This is a genomic window from Streptomyces sp. NPDC057950 (assembly GCF_042887295.1).
Classification (GTDB): Bacteria; Actinomycetota; Actinomycetes; order Streptomycetales; family Streptomycetaceae; genus Streptomyces; species Streptomyces kaempferi.
On record NZ_JBHVPP010000024.1, the window covers coordinates 59,726 to 74,116 of the forward strand.

Annotated in this window: 13 protein-coding genes and 1 pseudogene; 6 read left to right on the forward strand and 8 right to left on the reverse strand. The window is 65.4% G+C overall.

The annotated features are described in order from the left end of the window. Positions 1-355 precede the first annotated feature (355 nt). The 3 genes from ACFVTC_RS33620 to ACFVTC_RS33630 form a co-directional block, all read right to left on the reverse strand. Positions 356-754, reverse strand: coding sequence for a hypothetical protein (locus ACFVTC_RS33620; RefSeq protein ID WP_390132244.1), 399 nt, complete (start codon positions 752-754; stop codon positions 356-358). A 1,080-nt stretch (positions 755-1,834) separates the two neighbouring features. After that, a complete protein-coding gene (locus ACFVTC_RS33625; RefSeq protein WP_390132245.1) occupies positions 1,835-2,194 on the reverse strand; it encodes a hypothetical protein in 360 nt (119 codons plus the stop codon). A gap of 333 nt (positions 2,195-2,527) precedes the next feature. Further along, a complete protein-coding gene (locus ACFVTC_RS33630) occupies positions 2,528-3,121 on the reverse strand; it encodes a hypothetical protein (protein WP_390132363.1) in 594 nt (197 codons plus the stop codon). Here ACFVTC_RS33630 and ACFVTC_RS33635 point away from each other — a divergent pair. Next, positions 3,069-3,827 carry a helicase associated domain-containing protein gene (locus ACFVTC_RS33635; protein ID WP_390132355.1) on the forward strand — a complete coding sequence of 253 codons (759 nt, stop codon included), beginning with the start codon at positions 3,069-3,071 and terminating at the stop codon, positions 3,825-3,827. The genes ACFVTC_RS33630 and ACFVTC_RS33635 overlap by 53 nt on opposite strands. Before the next feature lie 298 nt (positions 3,828-4,125). Continuing rightward, entirely contained in the window at positions 4,126-4,893 is a 768-nt protein-coding gene (locus tag ACFVTC_RS33640) for a 2OG-Fe dioxygenase family protein (RefSeq protein WP_194280797.1), read from the forward strand. Between the two features lie 31 nt (positions 4,894-4,924). Here ACFVTC_RS33640 and ACFVTC_RS33645 read toward each other — a convergent pair whose 3' ends face one another. Both ACFVTC_RS33645 and ACFVTC_RS33650 read right to left on the reverse strand, forming a co-directional pair. Next, positions 4,925-5,317, reverse strand: a complete 393-nt coding sequence (locus ACFVTC_RS33645; protein WP_390132246.1) for a nuclear transport factor 2 family protein — start codon at positions 5,315-5,317, stop codon at positions 4,925-4,927. A 71-nt stretch (positions 5,318-5,388) separates the two neighbouring features. Next, positions 5,389-6,615 carry an alpha/beta hydrolase family protein gene (locus ACFVTC_RS33650; protein WP_390132247.1) on the reverse strand — a complete coding sequence of 409 codons (1,227 nt, stop codon included), beginning with the start codon at positions 6,613-6,615 and terminating at the stop codon, positions 5,389-5,391. A gap of 104 nt (positions 6,616-6,719) precedes the next feature. On the opposite strand from ACFVTC_RS33650, the gene ACFVTC_RS33655 reads away from it, so the two are divergent. Then, the gene (locus ACFVTC_RS33655; RefSeq protein WP_390132248.1) at positions 6,720-7,313 is read left to right on the forward strand and encodes a TetR/AcrR family transcriptional regulator C-terminal ligand-binding domain-containing protein; all 594 of its coding nucleotides are present in this window, start codon (positions 6,720-6,722) and stop codon (positions 7,311-7,313) included. A gap of 92 nt (positions 7,314-7,405) precedes the next feature. Here the strand turns inward: ACFVTC_RS33655 and ACFVTC_RS33660 are convergent, their stop codons facing one another. After that, positions 7,406-7,837 (reverse strand): hypothetical protein, encoded by a 432-nt coding sequence (locus ACFVTC_RS33660; RefSeq protein ID WP_390132249.1) that lies wholly within the window; start codon positions 7,835-7,837, stop codon positions 7,406-7,408. Here ACFVTC_RS33660 and ACFVTC_RS33665 point away from each other — a divergent pair. Then, positions 7,807-8,027: pseudogene (locus tag ACFVTC_RS33665) on the forward strand (IS5/IS1182 family transposase); the annotation flags it as partial. The gene ACFVTC_RS33660 and the pseudogene ACFVTC_RS33665 overlap by 31 nt on opposite strands. A gap of 757 nt (positions 8,028-8,784) precedes the next feature. On the opposite strand, the gene ACFVTC_RS33670 reads toward ACFVTC_RS33665, so the two are convergent. Continuing rightward, positions 8,785-9,462, reverse strand: a complete 678-nt coding sequence (locus ACFVTC_RS33670) for a hypothetical protein (protein WP_390132250.1) — start codon at positions 9,460-9,462, stop codon at positions 8,785-8,787. Positions 9,463-9,608: 146 nt separating this feature from the next. Here ACFVTC_RS33670 and ACFVTC_RS33675 point away from each other — a divergent pair, with 146 nt between their 5' ends. Then, positions 9,609-9,914, forward strand: coding sequence for a hypothetical protein (locus ACFVTC_RS33675; RefSeq protein WP_390132251.1), 306 nt, complete (start codon positions 9,609-9,611; stop codon positions 9,912-9,914). Between the two features lie 476 nt (positions 9,915-10,390). Then, entirely contained in the window at positions 10,391-10,813 is a 423-nt protein-coding gene (locus tag ACFVTC_RS33680) for a hypothetical protein (RefSeq protein ID WP_390132252.1), read from the forward strand. Between the two features lie 958 nt (positions 10,814-11,771). Here the strand turns inward: ACFVTC_RS33680 and ACFVTC_RS33685 are convergent. Further along, on the reverse strand, positions 11,772-13,415 hold the full coding sequence (locus ACFVTC_RS33685) for a hypothetical protein (protein ID WP_390132253.1): 1,644 nt from the start codon (positions 13,413-13,415) through the stop codon (positions 11,772-11,774). Positions 13,416-14,391 lie beyond the last annotated feature (976 nt).

Consider the following 14,391-nt stretch of genomic DNA (forward strand, 5'->3'; position numbering starts at 1 on the left):
ACGACCCTCCCGGTCAAGGGTGCGGGAGGCGTCTGGCCGGGCCCGTCATCTCCAGGCGAAGGGCCGGTCGTTACGGTCGAGATCGCCGCTGTCCTGGACGAGGGCGCCGCAGTGAGCCCTGGTGTAGGTGCCGCGGTGGCCGGTCACGCTCCACTCGGGCCAGTGGTTGGTGCGTCGGCACTGCTCCGTGCGTGGTGCAGAAGGTGTCGCCTCAGCCAACTGCGGGCACGCCCTCCGATTATTCACAGTCAGATCAGTTCAACCAAGCGAGTCAGAAACTGTAGGCGTCTGAAAAGTCGCGCGCACGGCGCGCACCTCCCAAAGGAAGGGAGGTCCGCGCCGTGCGCCACGGATGCTATTCGGTAGCCTCGGCATTCACATGAGTCACCCTTGCCCCGGGAATCTCCAGGGCCTCGATAATCCAGTCAGCGGCTTCCGTGGAGAAGAGTCTCTCGGTCACACTGAGGACGAATCCGGGCACGGCGGCATAATGCATGTGCCGCAGCAGGATAAACGCCTCCCCATCCGCCAAGGAGAAGGCGAAGCAGAAGTACTCCGCGAAGTCGTCCTCGGTCATCTCTGCCGCGCCCCAGCGCTCCTCGATCGCCGCGTGCTCGATATCGACTTGAACGAGCCACCTGATGTCACCGCGGCTGACATCCTTCTCAGGGATCCGCCGCAGACCTGTCGGGTTCAGCTCCGTCAGATTAATGCCGACCTCACCCCCGTGACGATGACCGGAATAGACACTCATTCGTCACCGTCCCTTATCATAGAGCTCGAATATTTCTCAGGTGGCTGAGGTGGCGGTCCACCACTGCCACCTCTTCCCGAGACAGCGGCACAGGGACCCACTGGCAGGAATTGCCGTGAGCAATAAACTCTTCCGGTAGTTCGATCCCATAATGCTGAACATGGTCGGCCGCGTCGAGCCGCTAGAAGAATCTGCCGTCGCTCACGATACCTGTGCCGCCAGATCTGGAGAATTTGCTACCCAGGACATCCTCCGAGACTCCCATCAGGGCAATGATAGGAGTCCCGGATCGAAGGTACTCGGCAATTTTTCCCCGTTCCCCTTTCTGGATTACGCCTACTCTTCGATGGATTTCCTTGGCGTTTTCCAAAAAGGAGGATTGACTCGCGATCCTGCCGAATATTCCCAATGGGGAAATTCTCGTCATGTGAATTTTCCAGACAGTAGGCGAAGGCAGCTTCTGCTTCCGGATCTCGTTCCATCATGCGCTCCCGGAAATTTCCTGAGATCCATTCCTTCGGTCCGGCGCTCAGCCCGCCTCGCCGATAGATCTCCAAACTCCATTGTGGGAGGGATGGAGTCAGACACCTGATCAAAAGTCGTTTGCCCTGTGCGTCCCCGGGAAGGGAGGTCGCACCGGGCATGTCGGCACTTACGAGGCCCTGTCGGCTATTTCGCGCAGGAGGTCTTTATACTCCGAGTGGCCTCGCACGTAGCGACAGTCACCAGCCTTGGAGTCGACGACAACTCCTGGACTGCCACCGAACCGTGGTCTTCCATTCGGAACTGATGGGCTGACGGTGATCTGAAACAGGTAGAGACCAGACCCCGAAATCCCCCGAAAGAGGAATCCCCATTGAAATCCGTCCTTTTCAGGAAGATTAAGGGACCCGAATTCTTGTGCAGACAGCGTGGCGGCCTCCAGGGTGATCACTGTGCACCAACCGCCGTGCGCATGAACTCCCAGTGATCGTAATCTATGTCGGCGTATCCGCCTGCCTGTCCACGAGCTCTTACAACTGCCGCGCGCACGGCGCGCGCCTCTCGAAAGCAGAGGGAGACCCGTGCCGTGCGCCTTGGTTATTGCTCGACGACCTCTGCATTCACACGAGTCGCACTCACGCCAGGAATCGCCAACACCTCGATGATCTTATCGACTGCTTCCCTGGAGAAAAGTCCCTTAGTAACGCCGACTATGAAGCCGGGCGCGGGAGCATGATATCTGTCCCGTAGCAGAATGAACGCCTCCCCCCTCACCGGGGAGAAGGCGAAGCACAAATACTCAGCGAAGTCGTCCCCGGTGATCTCCGGCGCGCCCCAACGCTCCTCGAGTGCTGCGCTCTCGACGTCGATTTCGATGAGCCACCTGCTTTTACCACGTTGGATGTTCCTCTCAGGAATCCGACGCAGACCCGTTGGACTCAACTCCCGCAGATCCATTGCTACCTCGCCTCCGTGACGATGACCGGAATGGACCTTAATTCGTCGCCGTCCTTTATGAACTCATGGAGCTCGTCTCTTTCTCGGGCGGGTGAGATGGCCGTCCACCACTGCCACCTATTCCCGAGATAGGCGCGCAGAGACCCACTGGAAGGCATTGGATTTCCCAGCGATCACTAAGTACCACCTCCCGTGCGCATGTGTCGATCTGTAAGACCATCGGGCAGGGGGGCGGGTATCCGCCCCCCTGCCGAAGAGCGGGAGGTCGATCGCTCAACGCTCTTCAGAGTCCTCGGACATCGTCCGTCGGAGCCCGTTCGATTACGTGCGGATTCAGCTCTGGCGTGCTGCCTCGCGCAGTCGATCATGTGCGGCCGCGAGCAAGTCCTGCGACCACTGTGCGTGGGTGACCCCCTCCGGCAGACGCATCGACTCGGCGAGGCTGGCGCCCAGCGCACGGGCGATCGCCTCCACTGCGACACGCTGCATGAGGTGGTCGTTGTACTTCCCGCGGCCCTCCTCGGCCAGTTTCAGCAGGGTGTGGAGGAGTTCGGCGTCGAACCCGTCGTGCAGGATCTCGCCCGCCCCCGTCACTGCGGCCATGAACGCATCATCGTCCAGGTCCCACTCCGGGGAGCCTAGCAACTCCAGAATCTGTTCTCGGTACTTCGCTCCCACTCCCCATTGTCCCGTGAGCACATGGACGGCGAGAGCCGAGACCTCGGGGTCCTCGGGGTGGATCACATAGTCGGCGACCAGCGACTCGTACGCCGGGCCGCCCGCGCGGGCTACCGCGTACAGCGGCCGGTAGAGGTTTCGGCCGGCTCGGCCCTCGGACATGGCCAGAGCGATCTCCTTCACCTCTCGCTGCGAGATGGTGCCGTCCTTTGCCCGCGCCATCAGTTGCTGGACGTATTCGTCATGCATCACTGTCGTGTTCAACTTCCCTGCCTGGGTACGTATTGTGCCGAAAAGTCCAGCATTCTGCTGGCCCGCCCCAGGTCTGCGACGAGGAGTTCCCGCTGGGCGGCACCTGTCTTCGGATGCCCCAGTGCCTTGTGGAGGCGCCGCGACAAGCCGGCTCTTGGGCGCTGTCCTCGTGGGCAGCCGGACCGAAAACGGTGGCCAGCCCCGACGACGCAAGCCTGCCGTCTGGCTGGCCCTGACGGACCGACAACGTGAGCGACTGGAACAGCTCCACATCGTGCCGTTCACCCCGGTCCCGGAACCGAAAACGTCCGCGAAGACGTCCCTACCGGCCGTAAGCGCCTTCGACAGGGGTGTCGCAGCCCTCGCGCAGTACAAAGCACACACTGGGTCGGTGAATGTCTCCAGAGGCCACGTCGAGCGGCTGAAAGACAGGACGGAAGTGAAGCTCGGAGTGTGGATCATGAACCAGAAGACCCGCCGGACCAAACTCACCCCCGACAAACGCGGCACACTCGCCTCACTCGGACTCAACTGGGCGACGGCATGGCAGTCGGGCAGGACATACCGGCCAGCAGCGAACAGCATCCGACACCACAGCGGTACGAGGACGCCGCAGGCCGCGTGCCGCGGACGACAACTCAAGAGCGTGCCTCCACCATCCGCCTGTGCGTCAGCGCCTCGATCGGCACCGTCCTCACCGTGATATTCCTGGCCTGGTTGTGTGGCACCATCGCCCCACAACCCCCTGGCCCCCTCGAAAACGTCGCCCGTGAACCCGCCACAACAGCCCAGCACGCAATCGAAGAACAAGCACAAAGACTCTCCGGCACGTGAGGCACCATCACCCCATGCACGAGCACTCCGGGTCCTGGCCCCGGGCCGAACCTGGCACGGGCGGCTCTCTCGCCCCACTGGTCGGCGAATGAGGACAGGTACAGCAGGTCAGATGCTGAGCTGGGTCACCAGCTGTCGGGAGGGTACGGATGGTTGAGACTGGGAATATGGACGGTCTGCGGGAGCGCGGGTTCGTCCGCTACGGCGCCGAACGCCTCGGAATCCCGGCCGGCTCCGCCGAGGATGACCTGGCCCGGATCCGGAAGGTCTTCGCGGCTCTGCCGCCCGACCCGTACGCCCCGCGAACGCATCGGTTTCGCCGCTACTCCCATGCCGTGTACCTGCCGTGGAAGGACGAACTGTCCTGGATTCCCGGAACCCCCGACCCCGTTCACGGCACGGTCACCGACTTCTTCCAGGGCGAGGAGGACCCTGCGCACCCGCGGACCCGGCGGGTGCTCCCCGACATCCCCGAGGAGCTGCGTGGCAACGCACTGTTGCTGCGGCTCCTGCGCTGGGACATCGAGCAGGTCCTGTCGCTGAGGAATCTGGGAAGCCGCCCGCTGTGGGCCGGTGTCCACCTGATCAGGCTCGGCGTCGACGGTCCCGGCCAGAACGCCGTGTCCACCCCCGACTGCTTGCACCAGGACGGGGGTTCGGCCGGCACGTTCACCTTCGCCCACCTGATCAGCCGCACCAACGTCACCGGTGGGCAGAACGTCATCGCCACCCCCGGCAGCGCAGGCCTGCAGCCCGACGACCCGTGGGCGGACATCCACGCCGAGTTCACCCTCACCGACCCGCTGGACGGCTACGCCGTCCACGACCACAGGGTCAGCCATTACGTCGGCCCGGTCCGGGCGGGCTCCGGGCCCGGACCGGGCGAACGGTCCATCCTCATCGTCGGCCTCGCCCCGTACGTCCCCCAACTCTGACGCCGGCACCGCCCGAGCCCGGTGGGGGTGGTCAGCGGGCGCTGCCGAGGTTGCGGTCGGCGTCGGTTCCCTCGAGCATCAAGGTGGTCTCCTCGATGCGCTGGAAGCGGCCGTCGGGGGCTATGGCGGCGAACACGTAGACCTCCATGCTCACGGTCGTGCCGTCTTTCTTGGTGAGGTGGCAGGTGTGCCGGTCGGCGTACTTGTCTCCGTCGTAGAGCTCTTCATGGACCTCGATCTCTCCTGCGGCGAGGTGCGTGCGCAGGTGGGCGATGTGGTCGAGGAACTGGGAGCGGTCGGCCCATTCGCCGTCGGTGCGCTGGCGGTAGTCGGGGGTGAAGTGCCGTTCGGCAGCCTCGGTCAGGGTGATGTCCTCGTTGAGGAGCAGGTCGGTGATGGCGGCCTTGATGCCGGTGCGGGTCATGTGGGGTCCTTCGGGCTGGTTCGGACAGCGGGATCGTTGGCGGTGCCTGGCAGTGCTTGGCGGTGTGAGCGTCAGGGGCGGGTGGCGGCGAGGGTGTCGTCGAGCCAGTTGTAGATGCGGGCGATGGACAGGCTCATCGCGCCGGGGTGGCAGTGGGCGCCGGCGCCTTCCTCCGTGGTGAACTCCATGAGGGTCTTGGGGCAGGTCAGGTGGTCGTAGAGCTGCTCGGGCTGGCCCTTGAAGAAGATGTCCTCCTCGGCGTCGCAGACGAGGGTGGGGCACTGGATCTTTTCGGCGATGCCGCCGGTGAGGGTGTAGTCGAGGTAGGAGGCGTTGAAGGCGCGGGGAGTGTCGACTCCCATGACGTACATGCCGTGGTTGACAGCCCAGCGCGCGATCGGGTCGTGGGCCATGGCCTGTTCGAAGGCGGCGTCGAGTTCCGAGGCGGACGCGGCGCGCAGGAGCCGTTCGGCCTCCTCGCGGGTGCCGGGGATGTTGCGTACGGAGAGCTCGCCGAGGTCGTAGAGGCCGTCGACGGCTATCAGCGCGGCCAGCCGGTGCTCGAACGCGGCCGCCCGGGGGGCGAGTACGCCGCCCATGCTGAGACCGAGCAGTGCGATGCGGCTGTTGTCGACCTCCGGGATCGTCTCGGCGAAGTCGATCACTGGGGTGATGACGTTCTCCCAGTCGGGGCGGAAGACCAGGCCCTGGTGGTGGCGCGGCCCGGGCATGCCGGGGCCGTCGAAGACGAGCACGGTGTAGCCCCGCTCGATGGCGGCCGGCGCGCCGAAGAAGTGCATCTCCTCCGCGGTGCCGTCGAAGCCGTTGTGCATGATCACCGTCGGACGGGGTGTGCCCGAGTCGTCTGCCCGGTAGAGGTAGCCGGGCAGCGTGGTGTCTTCGTAGGGGATCTGGACCGGCTCGATGCGCGGGGTGGTGTAGAGGGCGGCGGCGGCCCTGAAGCACTCGACGGAGCGGTCGTAGGCGTGGTCGTGCCGCGGGTCGCACTCCTTGCTGTGCAGGAAGAACTCGGCCGACCGGTAGTAGTTCGAGGCACGCAGGAACCCGTCGCGGGCGCTGATCGGGTGGCCGGCCGCCAGAGCCGTCTCGGCTTCCGAGGACACCCGGTCGGCGGTGGCGAACCATTCGGTGTACCAGCTGTCGTAGTCGCCCTCGGTGATCCGCGCGGCGGTGGAGACGACCTCGCCGAAGTCGGCGCCGCCGTAGGCGATGTGGCTCATCGAGCGCAGGGTCTCGTACCAGAACTGGGCGTTGTTCGGGAACAGCAGCTGCTTCATGACGGTCTCCTCCGACCCGGATCACAAGCACAGATTTGTGCTTGCCCGGTCGACTGTAGGCCCTGACCCGACCAGAAGCAAATATCTGTGCTTATGATGGAGGCGTGACTCAGAAACAACCGGCCGCGCGCATCAGAAGAAGCCCCGAACAGGTCCGCGCAGCCGTCCACCAAGCGGTCATCGACCTCCTCTCGGAACCGGAGGGCGAGGGCCTCACCATCCCCGCGATCGCACAGCGCTCCGGCGTCAACCACACCAGCCTCTACCGGCGCTGGGGCAGCCTCGACGCACTGCTGGCGGACACGGTCACCACCCGCCTCGAGCGCGACTCGCCACTGAACGACACCGGCAGCCTGCGCGGTGACCTCACCGCCTGGGCCGAAGCCAGCGCCCGGAGCATGCACACACCCGAAGGACGCGCCCTCGTACGCGCCGTCATCCTGTCCATGCCGAGCAGCACCCAGGACCAGACCGAGCGCTCCCAGCACTTCCTGCGCCGCATGCACTCCATCGAGCAGATCCGCGAACGGGCCACCGCCCGGGGCGAGGACCCGCCACCGCTGGAGCAGATCCTCGACCAGCTGATCGCGCCCTTCTACATCCGGGCGATCTTCGGCATCGGCCTACCGGCCACCGGCTACCCGCAACTCCTGGTCGACAGACTCCTTGGCACCGCCGACCGACGGGCCCGGGCCTGACGCACAGGGCGCCGCAATTCCGGCCCCCCGTCCGCCACAGCGCCGGGCCCGGGCCCGGTGTGCTTCGGCGCGGGCAGCGGCGCGCCCATGCCTCATTGCGAGGCTTGCCCGTCTCGTGCGAGATCGACAACGGTGAGCACCGATGTCGTGACGGCCTCAGGCTGGCTGTCGTGTATGTAATGGGCTGCGTCGGGCACCACGACGTGCTCGCCTCGAACGGTCGTGGCGGCGATCTGGGCTTGCAACGAGGTCCACCGAGTCCGCAGGCCCTTCGGTAAACCCCGGGTCGCACTCAGGACGACCACCGGCACGTCGGGCAGCTGCGAGCAGGCACGTAGCCGCCGGACAGCCGGGACATGGGTGCGGAGCAGCCGGCTCTCCGCAGTGCTGGTGCGGGTTTGATACTCGTGCGCGTTGCAGGCCATCTCTGCCTCGACGAGCAGGCCCTGGACGCGCGGATCGCCGCTCCTTTTGCCCGCTTCCTGCGCGGCCTGCTCGCGAAGAGAACGATCAGCTGACCCCACGGCCCTCCTCACGACGGACGGCCAGGTAAGCACTGCTTCAGCTGCGCGGATGGTCCAGGGCTGGAAGTCCTCGTGCGCAGGGTCCACGAGGACCAGGACGGGACCGCCGGTCCGCGGCCGGGTCGGCCGTCCCCGCCGCAAGCCGGATTCGCTGTTCGCCGACCGCGGCTACGACCACGACATTTACCGCGACCAGGTCCCTCCACCCATCTTCCCTGGGTCTGCCGACCTGCCAGTTCGCTGTCATGGTCCTTCCCGGATTCACTTCTCCAGCTCCTTGGTGTTCACCCGTCAGTCCACAATAGCGCGAAGGAAAGGGCACACAGGAGAATAGTCATCACCGCACACAGACGCTCTGCAATCCCCGTCACGTATCGCTTACTGAATCTGACACTAGGGTTTCGATTGCTAGAATTCGCCTTTCGAGACATTATCTCTTGAGCCAGCCTGTCACGCTGCTTCCTCCCCGTAATACTCACATCGTACGCGAGCACCGGCAGATTTCCATAATTGGACACCTCAAGAGTGAGGGCGCGCCGTCCACCACATGAGACCACGCTATTGTAGGGAACTTCGATCACGCTGAATAGGTTGCGTACAACCAGCACGTCCTGCGCGATTGTCACGGATGGACGCAGATAGAAAGAAAGAGAGAAATAAAAAACCAGAGGAAGGGGGGCGAGCGCGGCTAGCCGTAGTGTCGCCGCTTGATCCCACAGCCCTTGCTGAGCGATAACTTCCAGACCGGAAAAAGTTACGACCACGACAATCCCGCTGGCTATTCTTTGAGGTCTACGATAACGATTCCGCATTTATCAAACCTTGCATTAAGTTTTCTGCCTGTGGAACTTGAGGTGTATGGAAAGCAAGTCTGACTGATCTCCCCCTTGACGAGTAACTGGTCTGTGGTCTGCCCTCGGAAGAGGGCAGACCACAGACCAGTTACTCTAGAACATCCACTTGGTGAGTCGATGTATCAGGCTGCTGCTATCGCCAGACATGTACGCCTCCTGGGCCCTTTCTACAAAACTGGGGACGAACTTAGGAAGGTAGGGGATCGCAATCTCCACGGTGCTAAAAAGCGCACCGTTCACATCGTGTGCACAGTTCGCTCCGCCGCCATATTCGCATGAGTCAATGGCCTGACTCACACTGGATGCCGCGCTTACGACAGCTCCCACCTTTCCGATTGTCGCAAGAATCTCGGCGGGACCTGCGGCACATGCGCCGATTGTTACAGCTACACACACCCCTGCAAGCGTTGTAGAACCATAGTTGAGATTTTCTCCCGCGTCCCCGATCAGCTGGATTGCTTCGCGATGATCGTGGTTGAATTTCAGGGCTTTGTCCCACCAATTTTTCTGGTCGCCGTTTCCAGTCGTCATCGCTGGCGCCGGTTCTGGGCCCTTCCTGAACATCACCTGCGTCGACTTGTAGCCCTCAACCGTGCGCACCGTGACAGTCATTACGCCGCTCCCAGTGCCACCGCCGGCCTTCTGGTATTGATAGGACTTGGTGTACACCTCGGTGGAGACGAATGCCCAACCGCCCTTGCCGTTCGGCTTCAAATGGCCGTAATAGGTTCCACCCTTGTTGTTATTGCACCCGTACTCGCAGGCTGCCATAGGCCGCAGGCCGGTGGGGTCAGACTTGGTGACCGGGGTGTTGTTGGCGTAGGCGTGGCCATTGAGAGACTCGTGGTCGTCGGAGGCGAGGACGGGGTCGACGGAGAGGAACGTCCGGTGGCCGGGTCGTACTCGCGGGCCCCGATGTGAATGAGGCCTGTGTCGGCGTCGGCGGGTTTCCCGAGGAAGCCCTTGTCGTCGGGCCAAGCCGACGGTGCCGCGCCGCGAGTCTCGCCGAACGGATCAACGTCAAGCCGTCCATCGCAGCCGGCGGCGGGTTTGACTTCGTGCCCGTGCCCACCTGCTTCTACCCCACGAGCGGCAGCTCCTACTGCAATGCCTACCGCGACATCACGGTCGGAACCTGGAGTCTGGCAGCCACCGACGTCAAGGACGGCACCAGATTCATAGTGCAATTCCAGTTCAGCACCAAGGGATCGATCGCCTACTGACCTGACTCGTGCTGCTGTCCACGAGAGGCTCCGGCGCATCACATGCGCTGGAGCCCTTCGCCCAAGCTGCCGGTCTGAACGGCGTTGACACCGGCCTTCGCCACTCGCGTCACAAGTAGCCGGCGGAGGAGGCCAACAACACCGGGCCACTGCTGCGCCGCCACGACGTGGTGGACGGAAAGGTTCGTCAAATGGCGGCTTCACAGCGAAGGCTCGCTGCCTCCCCCGACCTCCCGGTAGGCCCGCGCCGCTCGCGACGTCAGCCGACCATCAGCGCGGGCAACGGGCAGCGGCCCAAGGCCGGCGAGCATCCTAAGTTGCTTCGGGACGAAGCAGTCGCTCCTTACAGAAGGCAAAGCCAGATCGGCAATCAAGTGGCCAGGAAGTCTCGTTGCTCTCACGATGAGCGCATGGACCGGTTGCAGCACAGCGCTTGGCGGTATGTGGCGGAGGTACTCCCACCCGAGGAGCTCCCGATGCTTGCTGCTCATGCACTCGTCGAGGGGCGTGATTCCCCCGCCCTGCGCGAACTGGCCGGCCTGCCACGCAGGAGCGACGAGACTGAGATCCGTGAACTGTACGCCCAGGCCCTGCACGAACTCGGCGTACCCCTTCCCGACGAGGAGACAGCCGGCCGCTGGCTCCTCGTGAGCCTCGCGGTCGGTCTCGCGAAAGCCGAGCTGAGCCCCAAGGACGTGGTCGACATGCTGTCGATGACGGTCGCAGCCCGCACCCCGGAGGAGACACAGTTCCTCTCCATCGCAGCGAACCACAGCGAATGGATGGGCGCGGACGAACTCCCTGAATGGGAGAACGGTCTCAGGACCGCGGCCCACTCATTGACCGCCTCCACCGATCTCGGATCCGGTATCGGCGTGCCAGGGTCGGGGCGCGACTGACCAACCCGCCTGAACTCGCCCTGTGCCAGACCCGTGCCAGATACTGCGGGGGGCCACGGGAATCAGCGGTCGCCCACCCAGGTCATGACACGGATCGACAGCAGGTCAGCGGGACTATCGAGCCTGCCCCGGGATGGGCGTGCTCCTGGTGGTCGTCGGGCCCGTGCCGAGCCGACGTCGCGTGGTGCTCATGGCGGGAGTCTGCCGCCCGTCCGCGAGCGGCGGACACCGACCCCCCGCTGCACGCAGGCCACCGGCTGATGCGCAGCCCCTACCCCTTCAGGGCCCCGATCTCCCGAGGTGTGCTCCTTTCCCGTCCCGACCATCCGGGAGGGACGGGAAAGGAGAGTGCCGAGGGGGATGTCAGACATCGCACCGATCCCGGACTGGGCCCTGAACAGCCACTTTCTGACGCCTGAGCGGGGGTGCCTGCAGCAGCAGTGTCAGCAACAGGAGCAGCAGCAAGGTCAGCAGCAAGCGCAGCAACGGGGTCTCGCCGGTCGGACCGGGAGTCTTGCCGCGCGCCGTGGCCGGCCGTGAGTGCGGCGCAGGTCGGCGAGCAGCTGGCGGCCAGCCTCCGCGGCCGCGGGCTTGCCCGGGTACGGGTGGCGCCCTGCACGTCCTGACAGGCAGACGCTACGTCTCTTCGGCCGCGGGCTCCTTCTCCACCGTCTGCGCTCCCGCGCGTTCCGTGCGTCCTTCGCCTTGCGCGCTGCCTCGTCGATTTCCGTGAGCGACCGCCGGACCTGGTTGCGGTCCGTCGTATACCAGAAGTCGGGCAGCAAGGCATTGAGATAACTGCCGTAGCAAGCCGTGACCAGCAGGATGTAGGCGGTCGCCAGCCATGTGCCGGTGTCTGCGGTGCCGTCGCAAACTGCGCGGCCGCTGGCTGTCCGCTCGAACCAACTGCTGCCCCAGCCTTTCCGGAGCCGGCCACACTTTGGAGTGCCGTTGTCGGTCAGTGCAGGTCGTCCCAGGTCCATGGGGGACTTGCACACCCGTCAGGCTCGCGTCCGAATTGGAACAGCTCAGAGCTATCGCTCGCCTCGGTGAAAAGGTCGAAGTGTCCTGCGGCAGGGAGTCGTGCGGTCAGTACGGCGGCCTGCTCGTGTGCACTAGCCTCACCCAGTTCCGTGAGCAGCCCGTTTACAGCAGGTGAGTCGTCGATCCGCACCTGGGCGGCCGGGTTGCGGGCGAGGAGAGCAGCGGCTTGCTCGTGCGCCCCGGCCTCCCGCAACTCCTTGTGCAACTCGGTCACCAGCCACGGGTTGCCGAACTGCACCTGGGCAGCCGGGTCGCGGGCGAGGAGAGCAGCGGCTTGCTCGTGCGCCCCGGCCTCCCGCAACTCCTTGAGCAGCACGCTGACCGAGAGAAAGGGGTTGTCGATGGACACGCGCGTGGCTGTCCGTGCCAGCAACGCAAAGAGGTCCTCGTTCGCCCCGGCCTGCCGGAACTCCTCGATCAACGCAGCCAACCACAAGGGGTTGCCGAAGTGTGTGTGGGCGCCGGGGCCGCGCGCAAGCAGGGCATCGGCCTGCTCGCGCGCGCCGGCCTCCCGCAGTTCCTTGACCAGCATGCTTGCCGAAATCGGGTTGTCGACGGACGTGTGAGCGCCGGGGTCGCGAGCAAGCAGGGCAGCGGTCTGCTCGTGCGCCCCGGCCTCCCGCAGCGCTTTGAGCAGCAGGCTTACCGAAAGCGGGTTGTCGAGGGAGACGTGGGCGGCGGGGTCGCGAGCAAGCAGGGCAGCGGCCTGCTCTCGCGCCCCGGCTTCCAGCAGTTCCGTGAGCAGCGTGCCTACCGAAAACGGGTCGTCGAGGGAGACGTGGGCGGCGGGGTCGCGAGCAAGCAGGGCAGCGGCCTGCTCTCGCGCCCCGGCCTTCCGCAGCGTGTACAGCAGCTGGGACGCTGCGTGCCGGTTGTCGAGGGACACGTGGGTTGCGGCCCATTGGGCGGGGCGGAGATCGGCCGGATGAATCTGCCGTAGGTGCTTCACGAGGTGAGCGGGAGCGCTGCTGGCGCGATGACGGACGGCGTTCTTGTGGAGTTGGGTGGCGTCCCTGTATAGGCCACGGCCCCACGCCGCGTCGCCGAGGGTTTCGAAGTCGGTGGGGTGAGCGTGGTGGGCGGCTGCGGTCCAGAAGTCGACGGGCGGGATTGTCTCGGCGCGTTGTTGGCGGCCGTGCTGGTCTAGGTAGTCGGCCAGCAGGTACAGCCGTCCCTGACTCCCCTGGTCGTCACCCATGGGACGGGCAGGGGCGCGGTAGTTGCGGGGGCGCCGGATTTTGACGGGGGTGAGGATGCCGGGGATGCCTTTGCAGGGGGTGCAGACGTAGTCGAGGGCTTGTTCGAGCCAGTTGTCGCCGGTGGCGTCCCACTGGGTATCGGTGAGGTAGCCGGGGGCTGCTTCGGCCAGCCAGTTCAGAGGGATGCGGGGCCCGGCGCCCAGCCGGCGGGCGTCCATGGCGGCATCGATCAGTGCCCGTGTGGCCGGCGGGGCGCTCGCGTAACGGTCCAGCAGGACGGGCACCCCGGCCAGATACTGCGTGACCTGGGCACCCTGGGCATGCTCGGCATGCCTCCACGAGGCGGGGATCCACGCCACCGGTGCCGTAAAGTGCGCGCAGGTCGCCGACAGTGAACACGTCCGGCACTTTGATCCTGTGTCCCTCCAGAAGGGCACGGGCCTGCGCGTTCTCGTCGTCTGGCGTGCGGGTGGTGAGGGTGTCCCAGGGTTCGGGCCAGAGGGTTGCCACGACCAGGACCGGGCCGCGTGAGGAGTCGTGCAGGAGGCTGCGCAGGCGCGCCGCGATCTGCTCCCCGTACGGGGCGGGGGACAGGTAGAACTGGGCTTCGTTGAGCCAGACCACGGTCTTCGGGGCGACGTCCGCAAGCTGGTCCAGGACTGCGTCCTGGCGAGTGGGGCTGAAGGGATGCCACAGTGTCCAGCCGTCCGGCAGTGTCCGCACGGCCTCCCACAGCGCGCGCGTCTTACCCGTGGACGACCCCCCGACCAGGACCGCGATACTGCTCCTGCCGGCCACTGCGGCGTCAACCACCGTAGCGAGCTGCGTGTCGTGGGCGCGCGGGACATAGCTGGGCAACACCCCGAACCGGTGCGGGTCACCGCTGTCGACAGCCGGGTGGATCTCCAGGTCCTGCAGGACGAGCCGGTCGTCTCGGATGAAGTCCCCGATCGGCCGCCCCGCGCCAGTCGCCATCCGGGCCTGCACCCACAACGCGCGTATACGGGCGGACAGGTCGTCCTCGTCCCAGCGTGCCTGGCGGGCCAGCACCCGCGCGACAGCGACCGCATCGGCCTGGTCGGGCGGCACGCCCGGATCGCTGATCGCCCGGCGGATGACGTCCCTGCCGGGCGCTCCCGGGAGCTGGTCATCTTCGGCGATGGCGGCGGTGATGGTGTCCAGGCTCGGAGCGCCCCCTTCCAGATAGACCTGGTAAAGCAGTTCCTTCAGCTCCCGCAGCGCAGGCGGCCATCCCACCGCAGCCCGCGCCAGTACCCGCGGCCGCCGCACACCCGCCCGCGCGACGGCCTGTCCATCTGCCGTGTCGCTACTCAT

Coding starts and splice junctions, on each gene's coding strand:
- ACFVTC_RS33635 (WP_390132355.1), top strand. CDS start 3,069: ATGGTGCCGTCCTTTGCCCGCGCCATCAGTTGCTGGACGTATTCGTCA.
- ACFVTC_RS33625 (WP_390132245.1), bottom strand. CDS start 2,194: ATGGATCTGCGGGAGTTGAGTCCAACGGGTCTGCGTCGGATTCCTGAG.
- ACFVTC_RS33640 (WP_194280797.1), top strand. CDS start 4,126: ATGGACGGTCTGCGGGAGCGCGGGTTCGTCCGCTACGGCGCCGAACGC.
- ACFVTC_RS33630 (WP_390132363.1), bottom strand. CDS start 3,121: ATGCATGACGAATACGTCCAGCAACTGATGGCGCGGGCAAAGGACGGC.
- ACFVTC_RS33645 (WP_390132246.1), bottom strand. CDS start 5,317: ATGACCCGCACCGGCATCAAGGCCGCCATCACCGACCTGCTCCTCAAC.
- ACFVTC_RS33670 (WP_390132250.1), bottom strand. CDS start 9,462: ATGGCAGCCTGCGAGTACGGGTGCAATAACAACAAGGGTGGAACCTAT.
- ACFVTC_RS33650 (WP_390132247.1), bottom strand. CDS start 6,615: ATGAAGCAGCTGCTGTTCCCGAACAACGCCCAGTTCTGGTACGAGACC.
- ACFVTC_RS33620 (WP_390132244.1), bottom strand. CDS start 754: ATGAGTGTCTATTCCGGTCATCGTCACGGGGGTGAGGTCGGCATTAAT.
- ACFVTC_RS33680 (WP_390132252.1), top strand. CDS start 10,391: ATGCTTGCTGCTCATGCACTCGTCGAGGGGCGTGATTCCCCCGCCCTG.